The organism is Prevotella sp. P4-67, from assembly GCF_002251325.1.
GTDB lineage: Bacteria > Bacteroidota > Bacteroidia > Bacteroidales > Bacteroidaceae > Prevotella.
In genome coordinates, this window is record NZ_NPJL01000033.1 from 49891 (window position 1) to 68702 (window position 18812).

Genomic DNA, 18812 nt, shown 5'->3' on the forward strand with positions numbered 1-18812 from the left:
ATCTATTAAAATATGAATTATTGACCTCAATCACATAAACAAGATGAACAAAGACCACGAGAGTATCGCCGCATTCGGTACTAAGAGTTATGTAAAGCACGAGCTGATGGACCTATTGTTCATCACGCTGGGTATTTCCTCCTATGCGTTTGGTTATACCGCATTCATCCTCCCCGAGAAGTTTGTCATGGGTGGCGTGTCGGGTATCTCGGCATTGCTGTATTACGCATTCGACATCCCCACCGCCATCTCTATCTGGGTATTGAATATCACGCTGCTTCTCATCGGTTTCAGGGCGCTCAACAAGCAGTTTACCATACGTACGATTATCGGCGTCACCATACTGTCTCTGGTTATCGGAGTCATGCAGCCGTTCTTTGCCCACCACCTTGTCATCACCGTAGGTGAAGACCGCTTCATGCATGTGCTAATAGGTGGAATTCTGGGTGGAGCCGGATTGGGCATTGTGTTCAGCCACAACGGTTCTACGGGCGGCACCGACATCATCGTGGCATGGCTGAACAAGAAATTCAGTTTGAGCTTCGGGCGAGCCATGCAGTTCATTGACTTTACCATTATCAGTTCGTCGTACCTGCTATACCACAGTACCGAAATCATCATCTATGGTATCGCCTTTACGCTCATAGCCAGCGTCACGTGCGACTACATCATCAACGGTACCAGGCAGACGGTGCAATTCCTCATCATTTCCAAGAAATACGAGCAGATTGCTGATACCATCAACAAGGACGTCAATCGCGGCGTCACCCTGCTCCAAGGCACAGGATGGTACTCCAAGCACGATGTGCATGTGCTGATGGTGCTGGCGCGCAAATATGAGTCGCAGGATGTGCTCAACCACATCAAGAGCATAGACCCCGAGGCTCTTATCTCACAGACTTTCTGTCACGGTGTCTTCGGACAGGGATTTGACACTATCAAATAGACGTGTCGTCGACATCCAGACATAGGCATGCACCATGGTCATTCGCATAGTGCATGCCTATTTTTTTGCCCCATGCGCGTCATCGTCTGCCCAGACCATAGACAGAGTGGTTGCGGGGTGCGAATTAGGAAAATCGCGGTTTGAAACGACGGTTTGGAAGCGCGAAATGAATAATTCACAGTTTGAACTCAAGAATTATTTCATCTCGAGCAGGATGACAACTATGAGGAGAGATTATTCTTGATGCACTTGGAATGAATTGGTGTTCCCAGCGATGACAGACTGCAATCGGCGGCTTATAGCGATAGACAGCAAGGGGAAGGAATGGATGGTAAACGAAAAAACTCCGTTCATCATCCTTACGGAATGACAAACGGAGTCTATCTATAAAATCATGAAAGTCTTGTCGCGCATCAACCTGATGCTGTGCTTGGTGCTATGACAGCTGCTGCATCTGTCTGAGCAGCTCTTTCTGGCGTGCATTGAGCCCAGTGGGGAGAGTGACGTTGTAGGTGATAATCAAATCGGAGCGTTGGCCATTGCCCAGGTCATATCCCTTTGCGCGCAGTCTAACCTTGGTACCATTCTGAGTCTCAGCTTTAACCCTCAGTTTGATGCGCGAGCCATCACCCAGTTGGACCATCACCTCGCCGCCAAGCAAGGCTGTGTATAAATCGATGGAAACAGAGGCTTCCATATCCTGTTGCATACCTCCCTGCATAGAAGACTGATGACGGCTATGGAAACCACCACCTCCAAACAGGTTTTCGAAGAAACTGGAGAAGCCATTACCACTTCCACCACCCATACTGCTGAAATCAAAGCCCTCAAATGGACTGCCACTGCTCCAGCCCCCAGCTTCCTGCTGGCCGCCAAAGTTGCCAGCCTCGCGCCAATGCTCTCCATACTGGTCGTACTTCTTACGCTTCTCGGGGTCGTTGATTACCTGATACGCCTCGTTGAGCGCCTGGAACTTGGCTTTGGCTTTGGGGTCATCGGGATGCAAGTCCGGATGGAACTGCTTTACCCTCTTGCGGTATGCTGCTTGTACATCTTTTTGTGGGATGTTCTTGTCTACACCTAAAATCTTATAATAATCTACAAATGCCATATTAAAATCCTCCTATCTGCCAACTTTTATTGCAAAAACCATGCCTAACTCGCGATTATTTTGTACTTTTGCAATGCTAATATATAATAAGGTAATATATGAAAAAACTTATAGCAGTTATGGCGTTATTGCTTCCTTTCGGATTGACATGCATGGCCAAATCCAAGACGGTCACCATCAAAATTGTTCAAACCAGTGATGTTCACGGCAGCTTCTTCCCCTACGATTACATCAACCGCAGGCCGATGGCTGGGTCGATGGCGCGTGTCAGCAGTTATGTCAAGCAGCTGCGCGAGCAACATGGCGACAATGTGATACTGCTCGACAATGGCGACATACTGCAAGGGCAGCCTATCTCTTACTATTCCAACTACATCGACACTACATCTGAGAATATAGCCGCCTCGGTGGTGAACTACCTCAAGTACGACGCACAGACCATAGGCAACCACGATGTCGAGCCTGGTCATGAGGTGTATGACAAATGGATAAAGGAGGTGAAATGCCCTGTTATTGCAGCCAATATCATCGACACCAATACAGGCAAGCCCTATCTCAAGCCTTATACTATACTTAACCGCGGCGGAGTGAAGATTGCCGTGCTGGGAATGATAACTCCAGCCATCCCCAACTGGCTGACAGAGCGTCTGTGGAGCGGTCTCTCCTTTGTAAATATGGTTACGGCTGCCCGTGAATGGGTGAACTATCTCAAGGCCAATGAAAAGCCTGATGTCATCATCGGTCTCTTCCACAGCGGAAAGGAAGGCGGTATAGTCACCGCCGACTACGAAGAAGATGCTGCATTGAAGGTGGCGCGCGAGGTGGATGGCTTTGACCTCATCCTGTTCGGTCACGACCATACACCTTATGCAGACTATGTCACCAGCGAAAGCGGAAACAAGGTGCTGTGTCTCGACCCTGCCAATGCAGCACGAAAAGTGGCTGAAGCGACCATCACGATAGAAAAAGGCAAAAAGCACTGCAAGAAGTCTGTCGAGGGCCAGCTGGTAGATGTAAGAGACATAGAGGTCGACAAAGAGTATATGGCTCACTTTGAAGAGTGGATTTCCAAAATCAATGCCTTTGTCAACAAAAAGATAGGAACCTTTGCCAATTCGATATCAACACGTGATTGCTACTTTGGTTCAAGTGCCTTCAATGACCTGATACTCAATCTGGAGTTGAAGATTACCGGCGCAGACATAGCCTTCAACGCACCATTGTTGTTTGACGCACAAATCAACAAAGGCGATATCTATGTCAGCGATATGTTCAAGCTGTACAAGTACGAAAACCAGCTGTACGTGATGCGTCTCACGGGCGAAGAGATACGCAAGCATCTCGAGATGAGTTATTCGCTCTGGGTCAACACCATGCAGTCGCCCGACGACCATCTGCTGCTGTTGAATGAATATACCAAAAACGACCAGCAGAGAATGGGTTTCCAGAACTTCTCGTTCAACTTTGACAGTGCAGCCGGCATAGACTACGAGGTAGATGTAACCAAACCTAACGGCCAGAAGGTCACAATCCATCGCATGAGCAATGGACAGCCGTTTGACCCCAAGGCCTGGTATAAGGTAGCTGTAAACAGCTATCGTGGCAATGGTGGCGGCGAACTGCTCACTCGTGGTGCCGGCATCAGCCACGACAGTCTGGAAAGCAGGATAATTTGGCGCAGCGACAAGGACCAACGCTACTATCTGATGAAGGCCATCGAAAGCGAAGGAACACTTGACCCACAACCCAACAACAACTGGAGATTTGTGCCAGAGCAGCTGGTAAAGCCTGCTGCAAAGCGTGACTACGAGTTGCTGTTCAATCGTAAAAAGTAAGTCAATGAACGATACGTATTGGTTTGTGTTCTGCAAAGACAGCCTGCTGCTGGAACGCAAAGAAGATGGGAGCTACATGATTCCCTGTGGGCCCAAGAGTCCGGTGAAGACTCAACCCTGGACCAATATACTCAATGTTTCGCCCTTTGAAGATGGTCATCAGGTCAAGGCTTTTGCCATCAGCGAACCCATACAGGATGACAGCGGACGCTATGAAATGTGCGGGCTGAGACCATCGTTCTATAAAATTCCCAACGAGTTCTATCTGAAAGCGGGGAAATGTCATGAGCTGCTCTATTGGGACTCAACCACACGCTACTGTGGCTGCTGCGGTTCGCCTATGGCAATGCACACCGACATATCCAAGAAGTGTACGCACTGCGGCAAGGAGATATGGCCGCAGTTGGCCACTGCCATCATCGTGCTGATACACCGCGGTCCCGAGGTGCTGCTGGTACACGCGCGAAACTTCAAGACAGATTTCTACGGGCTGGTGGCAGGATTTGTAGAGACAGGCGAAACGCTCGAAGAAGCAGTACGCCGCGAGGTCATGGAAGAAACCGGGCTTACCATCAAGAACCTTACCTACTGGGCATCACAGCCCTGGCCCTACCCTTGCGGCCTGATGGTGGGCTTCTATGCTGAGTACGAGTCGGGCGACCTGCATCTGCAATACTCGGAGTTGAGTAAAGGTGCGTGGTTCCGCTATGACAAACTCCCACAGATACCAGAAAAACTGTCATTGGCACGAAAACTGATAGACAACTGGCTGAAGAACTTTGACAAAGACAAATAGCAAACATATCAACACACATAGTCAAGAAATATAACAATACAAAGCGATGAAAACTCTGATAGACCGCATCAAGAAAGAGGGTAAGTGTTATCCTGGAGGAATTTTGAAAGTAGACAAGTTTATCAACCATCAGATGGACCCTAATCTTATGAAGCAGGTAGCTGTGGAATTTATACGCCGCTACGCATCCACCGAAATCAACAAGATTATCACCATTGAAGCATCGGGCATCGCTCCGGCTGTAATGATGGGTTTCCTGCTTGACCTGCCGGTGGTATTTGCCAAGAAGAAGAAACCCTCGACAATGGAGGGCCTGCTTTCTACCACCGTGTTCTCCTTTACCAAGCAGAGAGAGTACAACGTAATCATCTCGAAGGAGTATCTCACCGCCGAAGACAAGGTGCTGTTTATTGACGACTTCCTCGCCAATGGCAATGCCGCCAAGGGTATCATCGACCTGTGCAACCAGGCTGGCTGCGAGCTCGTCGGCATGGGTTTCATCATAGAGAAAGCCTTCCAGCATGGTCGCGAAGTCATCGAAGAGGCTGGCGTACGCTGTGAGAGCCTCGCCATCATTGATTCTCTCGACGACTGCCAAATCAAGATACGTGAATAATACGACCAAACATCAATATAAAGGCCATCTATTATGCTGAATAGATGGCCTTTATCATTTCTATAAGTGGGTGACGGGCTTAGAGCATTTCACACTCTCTGAGCCACAGCTCACTCGAAGAATCGCTGGGCATACGCCAGTCTCCTCGGGGGCTCAGGCTGATGCTGCCAACCTTGGGGCCGTCGGGCAGACACGAGCGCTTGAACTGCTGGGAGAAGAAGCGGCGGAAGAATGTCTTGAGCCAATGCTTGATGACGTCATCGTCGTACTGGCCTTCGAAGGCTTTCTGCGCAAGCAGGAAAATCTTCATCGGGCGGAATCCATGACGCATGAAATAATAGAGGAAGAAGTCGTGGAGCTCGTAGGGGCCAACCAAGTCCTCTGTCTTCTGCTGAATATTTCCATCCTCGTCGGCAGGAACCAGTTCGGGGCTGATGGGAGTGTCGACCACATCATGGAGAGTGGCAGAGGTGTCGGCATCCATAGTTCCAGCAACAAACTTGACCAGACAAGCAATAAGTGTCTTGGGGATGCTGGCATTGACAGCATACATGCTCATGTGGTCGCCATTGTACGTACACCAACCAAGAGCCAGCTCGGACAGGTCGCCCGTACCGATAACGAGCCCACCCTCCTGATTGCTTACATCCATCAATATCTGGGTACGCTCTCGGGCCTGAGAGTTCTCATAAGTAGTGTCATGAACAGAGATGTCGTGACCAATATCCTCAAAGTGCTGGGTAACGCTCTTGGCAATGCTTATCTCTCGGATGGTAATGTGGAGACTCTGCATGAGTTTGATGGCATTGGTGTAAGTGCGGTCAGTGGTGCCGAAACCGGGCATGGTCACACCGATAATTCCGCTGCGGTCGAGTCCTAACTTGTCGAATGTCATGGCACATACCAATAATGCCAAAGTGGAATCGAGTCCACCGCTTATGCCGATGACAACCTTCTGGCAACCGGTGTGAACAAGGCGTTTGGCAAGTCCCATAACCTGGATGTTCAATATTTCCTCACAACTCTTTTCCATCATGTCGGGAGAAGGTATAAAGGGATGGGCGTCGACTGGGCGTTCCAGGACGAAATCCTTGGGCAGTATAGAGTGGGCATTCTTGAAGATGACGTCTTCGCCTATCATTCGGCGCTGGGCATTGACATAGGTGGTGTTGCCTCGGCGCTCTGTCCGCAGGCGTTCAACATCTATCTGAGCTACCTGCATCTGTGGTGTCATCGCAAAGCGCGGCCCGCTCTGCAGCAAATGGCCGTTCTCAAATATCAATGCATTGCCGCCATAGACTACATCCTGGGTGCTTTCGCCAAAGCCGGCACTCGAATAGACATATCCAGTGATGGTGCGTGCGCTCTGTTGAGCCAGCAACTTGCAGAGATAATCGTGCTTGCCAATCAGTTCGTCGCTGGCAGAAAGATTGAAGATGATATCGGCACCTGCCAACGCAAGGTGATTGCTGGGAGGCGTGGGGGCCCAGACATCTTCGCAAATTTCGACACCAAACCTTACGCCATCGCAAGTGACAAAAATCTGCGGCGTGAAGGAGAGGTTAATCTGATTGCCGGCAAAGCGCAGTTCGGTAGTGCGCAGGTCTTGAACAGAAGCAAACCAACGCTTCTCGTAGAACTCGTTGTAGTTGGGCAGATACTCCTTGGCAACAATGCCCAAAATCTGGCCCTTCTGGATGATGGCGGCACAGTTGAGCAGCAAATCACCAACAGCGATGGGCAGACCCACGATGGAGATGATGTTAAGCTGACGTGTGAAGTCGAGCAACATGAGCATGGCACTCTCTGTGGTTTCGAGCAAGAGGTTCTGCCTAAACAGGTCCTGACATGTATAGCCAGTAAGGGACAGTTCGGGGAAAACAATAATCTCTACCCCCTGCCCTTCGGCCAATATAATCTGTTGTTCTATCTGCTCGACATTGTATTTGCAATCTGCCACCTTTACAGAGGGAACTGCCGAAGCGACTTTTATAAATCCGTAGTTCATAATGTTCTGTTTGTGACTGGTTAAGTTATCTGATAGTTACCTGAGTTGCTCCATAACCATACTCCTGGAATGATGCATCCTGATACTGGTATCTCTTATATTTGTAATTGAGCATATTGATGAGGGAATGGCGCAACACGCCCTCGCCCTTGCCATGGATAAAGATAATCTTCTTGCCCTTCTGGGTGCTGTATTTATCCAGCACTTCCTGGAACTTGCCAATCTGATAGTTGAGGATATCGGCATGCGACATGCCAGCAGTGCTGTCGAGAAGAGCGTCAATGTGCAGGTCGACAACCAGTTCGTCGTTATTGCGCGGACGCGGTGCAGACTGTGGCTTGGTGGCAGTATCTTTGCCAGACACCAAACGGGAAGGTTCAACGTTGCCTGCCATCTTGTTTTTCAATTCAGCTGCATCGATATGGAGAGGATGCGCAATCTTGTCGTCCTCGACAATGGTGTACAACAATGCCGGTGTGTCGAAATAAATGGTCTTCTGGAACGAGTGGAGTTTATAGAACTTGACGGGGTCAAGCCTAAGTTGAACCTCAACGACAGGTTTAAGGATGAAAGACTTGTCTCTCTTGTAGGCAAAGAGTTGGAATCCCATCTTGAGAAGGCTGTTGAGCTCTTCTCTTCCTACCTCTTCTATATATAAAGATGTATTGGGTTCGATTTCTCCCTGTGAGTGTAGGGTCCAGGCATTACCTTCGGCAGTCATGAACGAGTATTGCAGACAATAGTTGCAGTCATTGACAAGGTAGGCTTCAAACCGGGTGGTCGTCATCTCCTTGATATTGATTGGGACAAAGGCAAGATAGCATGATAGCATGTTTCCGCCTTTGCGCTCTTCGGCTGGCATCTTAAAGGTAACTTCCTTGTCGGCGATGTCGACATATTCGACATCGGTATCGACATCGGAATCCGTACCATCTGCAAGCAGGGCCTTGACACTCTTGTTGTCTTTAGGCTTGCTTTCGGTCTTGGCAACTACCTTGGCAATGCTATAATCGTCATTGCCAATGACCACTACCTCATTGATGGGGGTTGGAATCTGGAAGCCGTCTTCATCCTCAACGAGGACAATATTCTTACCTTGAAATCCTGCAATGACTCCGCCGCCGGTTTCACTGAGGAAGCTAACTTTATCTCCTATTTTCATATCTTTACGTTTCTAATAATTAGGGAATTAATAATGAACTGTCTCCGTAGCTGAGGAAACGAAAATCGTGGCTTAGCGCGTAGTCATATATCTTGCGCCAGTCGCCATTGACAAATGCACTTACCAGCAAAAGCAATGTGCTTTGTGGCTGATGGAAATTGGTGACGAGCATCTTGACTATCTTGTACTCAAAACCCGGAGCTATAATAATCTGTGTGCTTGTATGCAGTGCCTCAAGATGGTTTGTCTCAAGATATGTCAGTATATTCAGAATCGCTTGACATGGGCTGATGCCATCAACTATCTTGCCATTACGGTTGTCGTCATAAGGCTCCCATTGATTGACATGGAGCTCGTCTTCAGTAGCATTGGGATTATACTGCAATTTGACACCCATATAATATAAACTCTCAAGTGTGCGGACGCTTGTCGTTCCCACGGCGATGGCCTTACAGTCGTGCTGCAAGAGGGTTTGCAGGGTGGTACGCTTGACGACAATATACTCGCTATGCATCTCGTGGGCACATATCTGCTCGGTCTTGACCGGCTTGAAGGTTCCTGCGCCTACGTGGAGCGTCAACTCCTCGCGGTGAATACCCTTGTCATCTAAAGCCTCAAGGACATCCTTGGTGAAATGAAGTCCTGCTGTAGGGGCTGCTACAGAACCCTTTATCTTGGAATAGACAGTCTGATATGTTGTCTTGTCACTTTCCTGTGTCTCGCGGTTAAGATATGGCGGTATAGGAAGCTCGCCGATGGAATCCAAGATTTCCGCAAAACTTACCTCGTCGGAATCCCAATCTAAGTTAATCCAGAAGTTGGTGCCAGTGGCGACCTCTGTGTTCTGAGAGTTGTCGCGGCTGACGGAGAGGACAAACTTATGGCCGTTGATGTCAAACTCGCGATGCAGAGAACCTTCCTTCCATTTCTTGAGGTTACCAATCATGCACCTCCACGCGCAGTGGCGACGTGTCTGGAATATCTGCTCATAGTCAACGGGGAAAGCAGGCTCCATCAAGAATATCTCTATCAATGCGCCGGTTTCCTTCCTGAAGTGCATACGCGCCTGTATCACTTTGGTATTATTGAATACCATCAATGCACCAGCTGGCAAATGGTCGGGCAGATGATTGAAAACATCTTCCGACACTACGCCGTGTTTATACAAGAGTAGTTTGCTATGATCACGCTGGGCAAGAGGAAATTTGGCTATCCTCTCATCGGGCAGCGGATAATTGTAATCACTGATTTTAATATGTTTTGTATCCATTATATCAAACTAAAAATGATTGCGAATATAACTAATAGCGCCATGACGCTGATTACTGTGTTGATATCTGAACGACGATACGCCATATCGGTGGTCGCGGCGTCATCGGAGGCCCTAACGCTTCTTGTGTCTTTTACCTTATTATACATAGTATAGGCAAAAAGGCCGCTGACACTGCCCCACACCACCCCAACGATAATGTCGCTCGGATAATGGACGCCAAGATAAAGCCGCGTCCAACAATTGACGAGCGCCCAGGTAATCAAGGTACATGCGAAGAGTCGGTCCTTAACTAACAAACTGAAGAAAACGGCCACAGCCATAGTGTTGGATGCATGGGCAGAGAAGAAACTATATCCCTCTGCACGATAATTGTTGACGACCTGAACACTATCTTGCATAAGTGTATCATGGATGGGGCGAAGTCGAGCAACGAGTGGCTTAACTATCAAGTCTGCCATTCCCTCGCTCAAGACTATAGCAAGCAAGGCCATGCTTATGACCAATGAGATTTGGACCACAGTTTTATGGTTATTTATGACCAACAGCAAGAGGGCAATATAAAGCGGTATCCACATATAGCCGCAAGTCAGCGTCACTGCCAATCTGTCAACAAAGGGGCAATGACTCCCATTGAAGACCATCAGCAAGGTTTTGTCTGCGGCATATAGTGTAGAATAATTCATGCTTTATTACAGCTAATTATATCTTCTCCAAAGATGAAGACTTAATCCATCCCTCTCTTCCATCAGCAAGTTTGATGCCGTACCAACCCTCTATGGACTGGTCTGTTATGTCTACCTTCGTACCTTCATGCAATACATAGACATCGGTAGATGTAGGAGCGGGCGTCTTCTTCACATTTACTGTGGAAGAAATGATAATTGCGCCTGTTCTGTGTAACAGCATCTCCTTTTGTTGTTGCGCGAAAAGCATGCTGAATGCGGTGACAACGATAAGAACTAAGGCGCCATAGAAACCTACCTTCCTGACCAATACTCGATTGCCAAATAAGTAGAAAAGGACCAAAGACAATGCTCCGATGATGGACACCAGGCTGACAATAGCCCAAGAATCAATGCCAGTGTAAAATACCAGTGACTGATACCATGTCTTAAAAAACATCTGGTCTTCTGGTACTATCTTGTCGATGGTCTTGTTGCGCGCAAACTTCAGGTTAAACCGTACATCGGCGTCTCCGGGCGACAACAACAACGCACGCTCGTAGGCGAGAATTGATTGCGAAATGTTGTCAGAACGAAAATACGCATTGCCGAGATTATAATAAATCTCAGGAGATTTACCGCTCTTCAGGAGCTCTTGATAATCCTGTATTGCCTGTTGGTAGTTACCTCTCTTATAATCCTTGTCAGCATTCTCTTTGGTAACAGCACCAACCTGGCATGAAACTGCCAGCGCCATCACTACCAACAACGCTTTCGTATTGATACGGTTCTTCTTTTTCATCACTCTCTCAATTTCAATAATGGCAGTCATTGCAGATTCAAAAGTCTTGTTCATATTGCCCGCAGGGTCTCCGGGCGCAAATCTTTCAAACTCGCATTCTGTCAAGGCATCAGTAAACTTCTGGATGGTGGCATCATCAACGCTGTGATTGGCCAATGTCTGTGAAATGTTATCTCTTGACAATTCTTCGATAGCCATATTCAACTTGTCGCCGACATATCCCCACAAGGCTCTAAGCACCTCGTCATAGAATTCTTCGGATTTACCTTGTATCATCAGTTTGCTTGCCTTCCTCAGTCGTTTAGTTGCAATTCTGTTGGCTTTCTTACCCTTGATTCTGACCACGTCGGCGTTAAGGACTGCCCTCTTTCTGAAAACAACCAGCAATACGACAAAGATTACTATTACAATAATCAATGAAGTCCAATAGGCTACGCTACCGAAGAACATTGAAGAGAAATTTTTGATTGTGACTCCGCCTTCTTTGATGCCACGGATATCAGTATTTTGATCCTTGGCATAGTCAGAGACGCTACCACTCTTGCCATCGCCTTTAGCTATCTGCAAATTAATGGCCTGCGTCTTCACGGTGCGATACTGATTGCGGTCAACATCATAGTAGACGAGTTCAACAGGAGGTATTGTATAGTTGCCTTGATTGCGTGGAACGGCAAGGAAATCATAAATCATGTTTCCCTCCAAGCCATTGGACGTAAGTTTGGTCTTGTCTGTAATCTTTGCATCATACTGGTCGAAATCTTTGGGGAACTTTACAACAGGCTGCTTGATAAGTTTCAAGTTGCCGTAACCACCGATAACGACTCTGAAGTTAAGAGGCTCACCCGCCTTGATATCCTTGTTGTCTACCTGGGCAGAGATATTGAATTTACCGACTCCGCCAGAGAAATTCGCCGGTTTTGTGGGTAACGGCTCTACCTCAACGGACAAGCCCGGGGCAACGATGTCGCGTTTTACCTCCACATAACCAGAGCCGCCATTGAAGAAAGCCTCAAAAGGATCAACCGAGCGATTTTCCTGAACCACGATACCATGGAAAGTGATGCTTGGTATCTTCAAGCTACCTGTCATTTGAGGGTACATGACATACTGGCTCCATGTTACGCATCTATATGGACGACCATTAACCCTCTCTATATGGAAACTCTTCTGTTGCGGCAACTTGACTTCTTGTGTATGGAAGCCTGTCAAGTCCGGCATCTTTCCTTCCAACTGAGTCAGCTCCAGCGTTGTATACACTTTGTAAGTCAGTAAGATAGGCTCCTGTTCATGAACCTTGCGTTTGTTAGCACTTACCTTGATAAAGAGTTCGTTACCAGATATTCTGCTACCTTGTTCATGGATGGCAGAAGTGTTTGGATTGTTGTGAGCATTGTTATTGTTGCTACGCGCCTGACCGGATATCGTTATCTTTGTACTATGAGAGGCAATAGTTTTGCCATGGATTTTAGCGTGAGCGGCGGGAACTGTGAATATTCCGGCCTTGTTGGCATATAGAGTATATGTGTATGTTATGGATGAACTGGAAGTTGTATGACCATTGACCATACTGAAACTTGAGACTTTGGAGGCATAAGGTCCAGCGATGACTTCGACTTCGTCAGTAGAACGCATGTTTGATCTGAAATCATCGACATCCTGAGTGCTTACTGTATATGCCACTCTGAAATTTTCACCGACATTAACCCGAGAAGGGGCAGCAACGTTAATATGCTGTCCCTTGATGGCCATTGTAATATAAATACCAACGAGTATCAATATATATCGTTTCATCTTCAATTCATTCAATATGTCTGTCATTATGATTGCGATTATAAAAAAGAACACGTATCTGACAAAATCACCAATTCTTGTCCAAGTTTCGCTTTTGTGGCTTCTGCATCGATTTCTTCAGTCTCTGCTGCGTAGCCTTCTCTTCCTGGATAGCTGCATTAAGCAGTTGCTCGGCATTGTCTTTGCTCATTTGCTCATTACTCTGCTGCTGCTTCTGCTGCTGATTATCCTTGTTCTCTTGTTTCTTGTCCTTGTTCTTTTTGTCCTTATTGTCGTCTTTGTTTTGTTGCTTGTCGTTTTGATTCTTCTGATTTTTCTGCAACCGCTTACACAATACATAATTGTAACGAGTCTCATTATCAGCAGGATTGTTTCTCAGACTTTCCTTATAGGCTTCGATGGCTTCCTTGTACATTTGGTGAGACTGGCAAATGACGCCTATATTGTGATAGGACTTTGACTTTCTTATCTTGTTGGTTTCGATTTTACCTGCAAGTTCATATTGTTTTATCGCTGCAGAGTCTTTCTTTTGTGCTTGCAAAGCACACCCCAAGTTGTATATGGCCTGAGTATTTCCGCCATTACTGGCTATAGCCTTACGATATTCAATTTCTGCTTTTGCGTAATTCTGTTCATAGAAGAACCTGTTACCTATGCGCACCAATTGTCTGTCATTCTGGGCTGACAGATGAGCGCTGATAGTAAGCAATATAGATATCAAGAAAATATACCGTAATCTCATTTCTTTTTAAACAATTTGATATTCTTGAATAAGGGATTGCGCACCTCCAGGAGACACGCTTCTATGATAAGAAGAAGCATTGCCAAGATTGCAAATGCTTGAAACTGCTCGTTGTATTCGCTGTAAATCACGCTGTCAGAGTCTCCCTTCTGCAACTTTTCAAGTTCGTTGTTCAGTTGGTCCTGCGCATCACTTGTATTGTCTACATGGATGTACATGCCACTTCCTGCCTGAGCGATATCACGACACATCTTTTCATTGAGAACAGACATAACCGTCTGCCCCGTATTGTCTGTCAAGTATCCACCATCGTCATTGGGAATTGGAGCACCTTTTTCGCTACCAACGCCCAAGATAAACACATTGATACCCTTCTTCTTTGCGGCTTTGGCTGCTTCCAACGCGCCACCTTCATGGTCTTCACCATCGGTGATGAGGATTATAGCCTTGCCCACCTTCTCCTGTTGCGTAAAGCTGTGCATGGATATGTCAATGGCTTTAGCGATGTCGGTGCCTTGGGTATTGATAAGCGACGGACTGATATTTTGCAGGAACATCTTGGCTGATACATAGTCACTGGTTATCGGGAGCTGCACAAAAGCATCGCCGGCGAAGACCACGAGTCCCACCTTGTCGTTATTGAAATTGTCGACCAGGCTTTCTACCATGAACTTGGCTTTGTCCAGACGCGAGGGAACCACATCCTGTGCCTTCATCGAATTTGAGATATCCATTGCAATAATCAACTCTATGCCGTTTCGCTTTTCTTGCGACACCTTAGAACCCATCTGCGGGCGCGCGAGGACAATAATCAGCAATGACAATGCGGCAAGACAAAGCCAGAATTTTACCGTAGGTCTATACGGAGAAGCATCAGGCATAAGCAACTTCAAGAGTTGGGGGTCGCCAAATTTCTTGAACTTGTTATGCCGCTGGCGGCATACTACCAATCTGATGAAGGCAAGTATCGGCACCACCCACAGTAACCATAAATATATAGAATCTTCGAATCTCATAATTTAGGGAATTCTTCTTAATACCGTTGTTCTTAATAATATTTCCAAAAGCAGACAGAGGATGGCCGCAATGGCAAATGGCTGATAAGCCTCATATCTCTTAGAGAATTTCTTTACGTTCATCTTTGTCTTCTCCAACTTGTCGATATCCTTGTAGATGTTCTTCAACTCAGCATTGTTGGTTGCTCGATAGAAATTGCCATCCGTTGTGGCAGCTATATCACTTAGCGTCTTGGTGTCTATCTCTACAGGTATGTTGACATACTGCACGCCGCCAGCAACTATCGCCGGATAACGTGCCACCTTGTTGGTACCCACTCCGATGGTATATACGCGGATGCCCATGCTTTTGGCTATCTGTGCCGAGGTCATAGGCGAGAGGTCTCCCATGTTGTTCGAACCGTCCGTGAGCAGGATTACCACTTTGCTTTTGGCCTTTGAGTCCTTCAGTCGTGCCACCGCGCTTGCCAAACCCATTCCTACAGCTGTTCCATCCTGTATCAAGCCTCTTGCCGCGATGTCCGTGCGTACGGTTTGAAGCATGTTGAGCAGCGATGTATGGTCGGTTGTCATCGGACACTGGGTAAATGCCTCGCCTGCAAATATCGTCAAGCCGATATTGTCATTAGGACGCCCATTGATAAATTCGGCGGCAACATTCTTGGCGGCTTCTATACGATTAGGGCGCAGATCTTCAGCCAACATTGAGGTCGACACGTCCATAACGAGCATGATGTCGATGCCTTCGACCTCTTTTTTATCCCACGCATTGTGGGTCTGTGGCCGAGCCAGAATGATTACTATCAGAACAAAGGTGATACATCTCAACAGCATCGGCAGGTTGATAATCCTTATACGCCAGCTTTTGGGAGCATATTGGTATGCGAATGTATCACTCATTCGTATTGTGGGCTCATTCTTCTTGCGATACAGAAAATACCAAAGCACATAAGGTATCAGCAAGAGAAGCAGAAAGAAATACTCTTTATTGGCAAATTCCATATTTAACTGATTAGTTGAATGGCACTATAAATGATGTAAGCCAACAGCACTATCACCAATGCAGAGGATAGGGCTATCACCCATTTTATGGCGCGTCGTGTATTCTTTGTTCGTTTGTCTTCCTGACTCAGTTGAGGCACTACCCTCTCTTCGGTAGGCACGTTCTCCAACTTGGTCTGGTCGATGAAGTTGATGGCGTTGACCAGGTTCAGGTCGTTTTCGTTGATGAGCGTAGAGTACTTGGCAAACTTCACGAGGTCGGCTGTCTCAAACAGCTCTTTGAGTTCACCTATCATCTTTTTGTCGCCATTCTGCCGCAAACGCTCGATAATCTCCGAGGAAGTCATCTCCATGGCGTTGAAACCAAAACGCTCATTGATATATTGTCTCAGAGCATCAGTGAGTTGCGTGTAGTAAGTCTTCTGGTCGTCCGAACGTTCCAGATGTTCTGCCTTGATTTTCTCCATGGCAGAGAGGGCGCGCTGGTGAGGAAGCACCTTCTTGACAATACGTATCTTGGCAATGATTGGCTTGTTTTCACGCAGACGGATATACAGGTAGAAGATGCCACCCATCAGTGCCAGTACCAATACGCTCATCCAGAACAGACCGCTCCATTCACTCCACAAGAACGGATTGTTCTGCACGGTCTTGGGAGGATAGAACTGATTGGGATGAAGCGTGTCGACATCGATGGTCATTACCTTCAGTGCCAACTGGTTGGCCTCATAGGGCTTTCCATCCACCTTTACCTTCATGCCGGGTATAGGATAGAGTTTCTCGTCGAAAGATGTCAATGTAATTCTTTTACTTATCCTTACGTTGTTGTCCACTTCCGACGTGTCGCCATCGGCCACATCAATGATTTCGACACCGGGAACAAGATAGTGCGACGGTTTGATGTTGGGCCATACTATTTTTGCTCCTTTGCGGGCTGTGACGGCAACCTCCAGGTTGGTCTGCTCACCCACAAGAATGCTTATGGAGTCGATTTTGGCTTCAACGCTTACCTGTGCTGACGACTTTACGCCCAGCAGCAGACAACACATTGATAAAAGCAAATATCTAAAATACATAAACTACTTATTCTCTATTCATACTTAACTATGTCCACGCTGGGCGAAGAGCAACATCAGACTGCGCACATAGTCTTCATTTGTAGCCACCGACACCCAGTCGACATTACATTTGACGAAAGTCTGCCTGAGCACACTCTCCCGCTGGCGCCAATAATTGGCATGAGCCTGGCGCAGCTTCTTGCTCGAAGTGTCGATATAAGTCTCGTGGCCGGTTTCGGCATCACACACCTTGAGCAATCCTACATCGGGTAGCTCTTTGGCACGCGGGTCATAGACCTGTATCGAGGCGATGTCGTGTTTCTGGCTGGCTATCTGCAACTGCTTTTCAAAGTCGTTGCGTGTATAGAAGTCGCTTAAGACAAAAGCCGTACAGCGACGCTTGGCCACACGGGTGAGAAACTCGATAGCCATGCCGATGTCCGTACGCTTGCTCTCGGGCTTGAAGTTGAGCATCTCACGGATAACATAGAGGATGTGCTTGCGGCCCTTCTTTGGCGGGATATATTTCTCAATCCGGTCAGAAAAGAGTATCACGCCAATCTTGTCATTGTTCTGTATGGCGCTGAAAGCCAGCGTGGCAGCAATCTCGGCAACCATCTCGCGCTTCAGCTGACGCGACGTACCGAAGTCGAGCGAACCCGAGACGTCGACAAGGAGCATCACCGTAAGTTCGCGCTCTTCTTCAAACACCTTGACATAAGGACGGTGGAAACGGGCGGTTACATTCCAATCGATATCTCTCACGTCGTCGCCATACTGGTATTCACGAACCTCGGAAAAGGCCATACCTCTTCCTTTGAAGGCTGAGTGATACTGTCCGGCGAAGATGTTCTGACTCAATCCACGAGTCTTTATCTCTATCTTCCTGACCTTCTTTAAGATTTCAGATGTTTCCATCAAGGAACTTCAACTTTATTGATAATCTTGGATACGATTTCTTCGGCAGTGACATTGTTGGCCTCTGCCTCATAGCTCAATCCTACGCGATGGCGCAAAACGTCGTGAGCGACGGCACGCACATCCTCGGGCACCACATAACCGCGATGCTTGATGAAGGCATAGGCACGGGCGGCCTTGGCCAGATTGATGCTGGCACGGGGGCTGCCACCGAAGGTAATCAGGTCGCTGAGCTCCTTGAGATTATAACGGTCGGGATAACGTGTGGCAAATACGATGTCGGCGATGTACTGCTCTATCTTTTCATCGATATAAACCTGGCTTACCACCTCACGCGCACGCATTATCTCTTCGGCGGTTGTCACAGGCATTACCTGTGGAAGACCGCCCACAAGGTTTTCACGCATAATCTTCTTCTCCTCTTCCAGTGTGGGATAGTCTATGATGACCTTGAGCATGAAACGGTCTACCTGGGCTTCGGGAAGCTGGTAGGTGCCTTCCTGTTCAATGGGGTTCTGGGTAGCCATAACCAGGAAGGGAGTAGGCAGCTTGAACGTATTGTCACCAATAGTCACCTGGTGTTCCTGCATGGCCTCGAGCAGAGCGCTTTGCACCTTGGCGGGAGCTCGGTTTATCTCATCGGCAAGTACAAAATTGGCAAATACAGGGCCCTTCTTGACCTGGAAGGCTTCCTCTTTCTGACTATAAATCATTGTTCCTACAACGTCGGCAGGCAACAAGTCGGGAGTAAACTGTATTCTGCTATATTTGGCGTCTATCAACTGTGACAGGGTCTTTATCGCCAGAGTCTTTGCCAGGCCGGGTACGCCTTCCAACAATATATGACCATCGCTCAAGAGGGAAATAAGAAGCGAGTCAACCAGATGTTTTTGTCCTACTATTACGCGATCCATACCTGTTGTCAGATTGGTGACAAAGGTACTTTGTTGTTCTATCCGCACATTGAGTTCGCGGATATCGATAGCTTCTGCCATAATCTTTTTTGCTTTTATATTGATTTTGGTGCAAAAGTACTACAAAACAAACATAGAGCCGAAAGATAGGTTCTAAATT

General features: G+C 47.4%; 16 protein-coding genes. 4 read left to right on the forward strand and 12 right to left on the reverse strand.

The window, feature by feature from the left end; all coding sequences use genetic code 11:
• Window positions 1-43 precede the first annotated feature (43 nt).
• Window positions 44-946 (forward strand): YitT family protein, encoded by a 903-nt coding sequence (locus tag CIK92_RS05050; RefSeq protein WP_022310990.1) that lies wholly within the window; start codon window positions 44-46, stop codon window positions 944-946.
• 436 nt (window positions 947-1382) lie between these two features.
• Here CIK92_RS05050 and CIK92_RS05055 read toward each other — a convergent pair whose 3' ends face one another.
• Window positions 1383-2057 carry a DnaJ domain-containing protein gene (locus tag CIK92_RS05055; RefSeq protein WP_094388371.1) on the reverse strand — a complete coding sequence of 225 codons (675 nt, stop codon included), beginning with the start codon at window positions 2055-2057 and terminating at the stop codon, window positions 1383-1385.
• A 98-nt stretch (window positions 2058-2155) separates the two neighbouring features.
• On the opposite strand from CIK92_RS05055, the gene CIK92_RS05060 reads away from it, so the two are divergent.
• Genes CIK92_RS05060 through xpt form a run of 3 tightly spaced genes read left to right on the forward strand, consistent with a single transcriptional unit; the run spans window position 2156 to window position 5304 of the window.
• The gene (locus tag CIK92_RS05060) at window positions 2156-3892 is read left to right on the forward strand and encodes a bifunctional UDP-sugar hydrolase/5'-nucleotidase (protein ID WP_094388372.1); all 1737 of its coding nucleotides are present in this window, start codon (window positions 2156-2158) and stop codon (window positions 3890-3892) included.
• A gap of 4 nt (window positions 3893-3896) precedes the next feature.
• Window positions 3897-4688 (forward strand): NAD(+) diphosphatase, encoded by a 792-nt coding sequence (gene nudC, locus CIK92_RS05065; RefSeq protein WP_094388373.1) that lies wholly within the window; start codon window positions 3897-3899, stop codon window positions 4686-4688.
• Between the two features lie 46 nt (window positions 4689-4734).
• A complete protein-coding gene (gene xpt / locus CIK92_RS05070; RefSeq protein WP_094386407.1) occupies window positions 4735-5304 on the forward strand; it encodes a xanthine phosphoribosyltransferase in 570 nt (189 codons plus the stop codon).
• Window positions 5305-5383: 79 nt separating this feature from the next.
• On the opposite strand, the gene CIK92_RS05075 is transcribed toward xpt, so the two are convergent.
• From CIK92_RS05075 to CIK92_RS05125, 11 genes are read right to left on the reverse strand one after another with little or no spacing between them, the layout of a single operon-like run.
• Window positions 5384-7312, reverse strand: coding sequence for an NAD(+) synthase (locus tag CIK92_RS05075; protein WP_094388374.1), 1929 nt, complete (start codon window positions 7310-7312; stop codon window positions 5384-5386).
• Between the two features lie 25 nt (window positions 7313-7337).
• Window positions 7338-8474: a DUF2027 domain-containing protein gene (locus tag CIK92_RS05080; RefSeq protein WP_094388375.1), complete on the reverse strand. Its 1137-nt coding sequence runs from the start codon at window positions 8472-8474 to the stop codon at window positions 7338-7340.
• Between the two features lie 19 nt (window positions 8475-8493).
• Window positions 8494-9744, reverse strand: coding sequence for an S-adenosylmethionine:tRNA ribosyltransferase-isomerase (locus CIK92_RS05085; RefSeq protein WP_094388376.1), 1251 nt, complete (start codon window positions 9742-9744; stop codon window positions 8494-8496).
• Window positions 9744-10430 carry a phosphatase PAP2 family protein gene (locus CIK92_RS05090; protein ID WP_094388377.1) on the reverse strand — a complete coding sequence of 229 codons (687 nt, stop codon included), beginning with the start codon at window positions 10428-10430 and terminating at the stop codon, window positions 9744-9746. The genes CIK92_RS05085 and CIK92_RS05090 overlap by 1 nt, the downstream gene beginning before the upstream one ends.
• 16 nt (window positions 10431-10446) lie before the next feature.
• Entirely contained in the window at window positions 10447-13029 is a 2583-nt protein-coding gene (locus CIK92_RS05095) for a BatD family protein (RefSeq protein WP_094388441.1), read from the reverse strand.
• 40 nt (window positions 13030-13069) lie between these two features.
• Window positions 13070-13744: a tetratricopeptide repeat protein gene (locus tag CIK92_RS05100; protein WP_022311000.1), complete on the reverse strand. Its 675-nt coding sequence runs from the start codon at window positions 13742-13744 to the stop codon at window positions 13070-13072.
• On the reverse strand, window positions 13741-14763 hold the full coding sequence (locus CIK92_RS05105; protein ID WP_094388378.1) for a VWA domain-containing protein: 1023 nt from the start codon (window positions 14761-14763) through the stop codon (window positions 13741-13743). The genes CIK92_RS05100 and CIK92_RS05105 overlap by 4 nt, the downstream gene beginning before the upstream one ends.
• A complete protein-coding gene (locus CIK92_RS05110; RefSeq protein WP_022311002.1) occupies window positions 14764-15762 on the reverse strand; it encodes a VWA domain-containing protein in 999 nt (332 codons plus the stop codon).
• A gap of 2 nt (window positions 15763-15764) precedes the next feature.
• Complete coding sequence (locus tag CIK92_RS05115; protein WP_094388379.1) at window positions 15765-16838, reverse strand: hypothetical protein; 1074 nt, start codon at window positions 16836-16838, stop codon at window positions 15765-15767.
• Between the two features lie 24 nt (window positions 16839-16862).
• A complete protein-coding gene (locus CIK92_RS05120) occupies window positions 16863-17738 on the reverse strand; it encodes a DUF58 domain-containing protein (protein WP_094388380.1) in 876 nt (291 codons plus the stop codon).
• Entirely contained in the window at window positions 17738-18733 is a 996-nt protein-coding gene (locus CIK92_RS05125) for a MoxR family ATPase (protein WP_022311005.1), read from the reverse strand. Before CIK92_RS05125 ends, CIK92_RS05120 begins: the two co-directional genes overlap by 1 nt.
• Window positions 18734-18812: the final 79 nt, after the last annotated feature.

Coding starts and splice junctions, on each gene's coding strand:
- CIK92_RS05085 (WP_094388376.1), bottom strand. CDS start 9,744: ATGGATACAAAACATATTAAAATCAGTGATTACAATTATCCGCTGCCC.
- CIK92_RS05115 (WP_094388379.1), bottom strand. CDS start 16,838: ATGTATTTTAGATATTTGCTTTTATCAATGTGTTGTCTGCTGCTGGGC.
- CIK92_RS05075 (WP_094388374.1), bottom strand. CDS start 7,312: ATGAACTACGGATTTATAAAAGTCGCTTCGGCAGTTCCCTCTGTAAAG.
- CIK92_RS05060 (WP_094388372.1), top strand. CDS start 2,156: ATGAAAAAACTTATAGCAGTTATGGCGTTATTGCTTCCTTTCGGATTG.
- CIK92_RS05090 (WP_094388377.1), bottom strand. CDS start 10,430: ATGAATTATTCTACACTATATGCCGCAGACAAAACCTTGCTGATGGTC.
- CIK92_RS05095 (WP_094388441.1), bottom strand. CDS start 13,029: ATGACAGACATATTGAATGAATTGAAGATGAAACGATATATATTGATA.
- CIK92_RS05080 (WP_094388375.1), bottom strand. CDS start 8,474: ATGAAAATAGGAGATAAAGTTAGCTTCCTCAGTGAAACCGGCGGCGGA.
- CIK92_RS05125 (WP_022311005.1), bottom strand. CDS start 18,733: ATGGCAGAAGCTATCGATATCCGCGAACTCAATGTGCGGATAGAACAA.
- CIK92_RS05120 (WP_094388380.1), bottom strand. CDS start 17,738: ATGGAAACATCTGAAATCTTAAAGAAGGTCAGGAAGATAGAGATAAAG.
- CIK92_RS05050 (WP_022310990.1), top strand. CDS start 44: ATGAACAAAGACCACGAGAGTATCGCCGCATTCGGTACTAAGAGTTAT.
- nudC (WP_094388373.1), top strand. CDS start 3,897: ATGAACGATACGTATTGGTTTGTGTTCTGCAAAGACAGCCTGCTGCTG.
- CIK92_RS05100 (WP_022311000.1), bottom strand. CDS start 13,744: ATGAGATTACGGTATATTTTCTTGATATCTATATTGCTTACTATCAGC.
- CIK92_RS05110 (WP_022311002.1), bottom strand. CDS start 15,762: ATGGAATTTGCCAATAAAGAGTATTTCTTTCTGCTTCTCTTGCTGATA.
- CIK92_RS05055 (WP_094388371.1), bottom strand. CDS start 2,057: ATGGCATTTGTAGATTATTATAAGATTTTAGGTGTAGACAAGAACATC.
- xpt (WP_094386407.1), top strand. CDS start 4,735: ATGAAAACTCTGATAGACCGCATCAAGAAAGAGGGTAAGTGTTATCCT.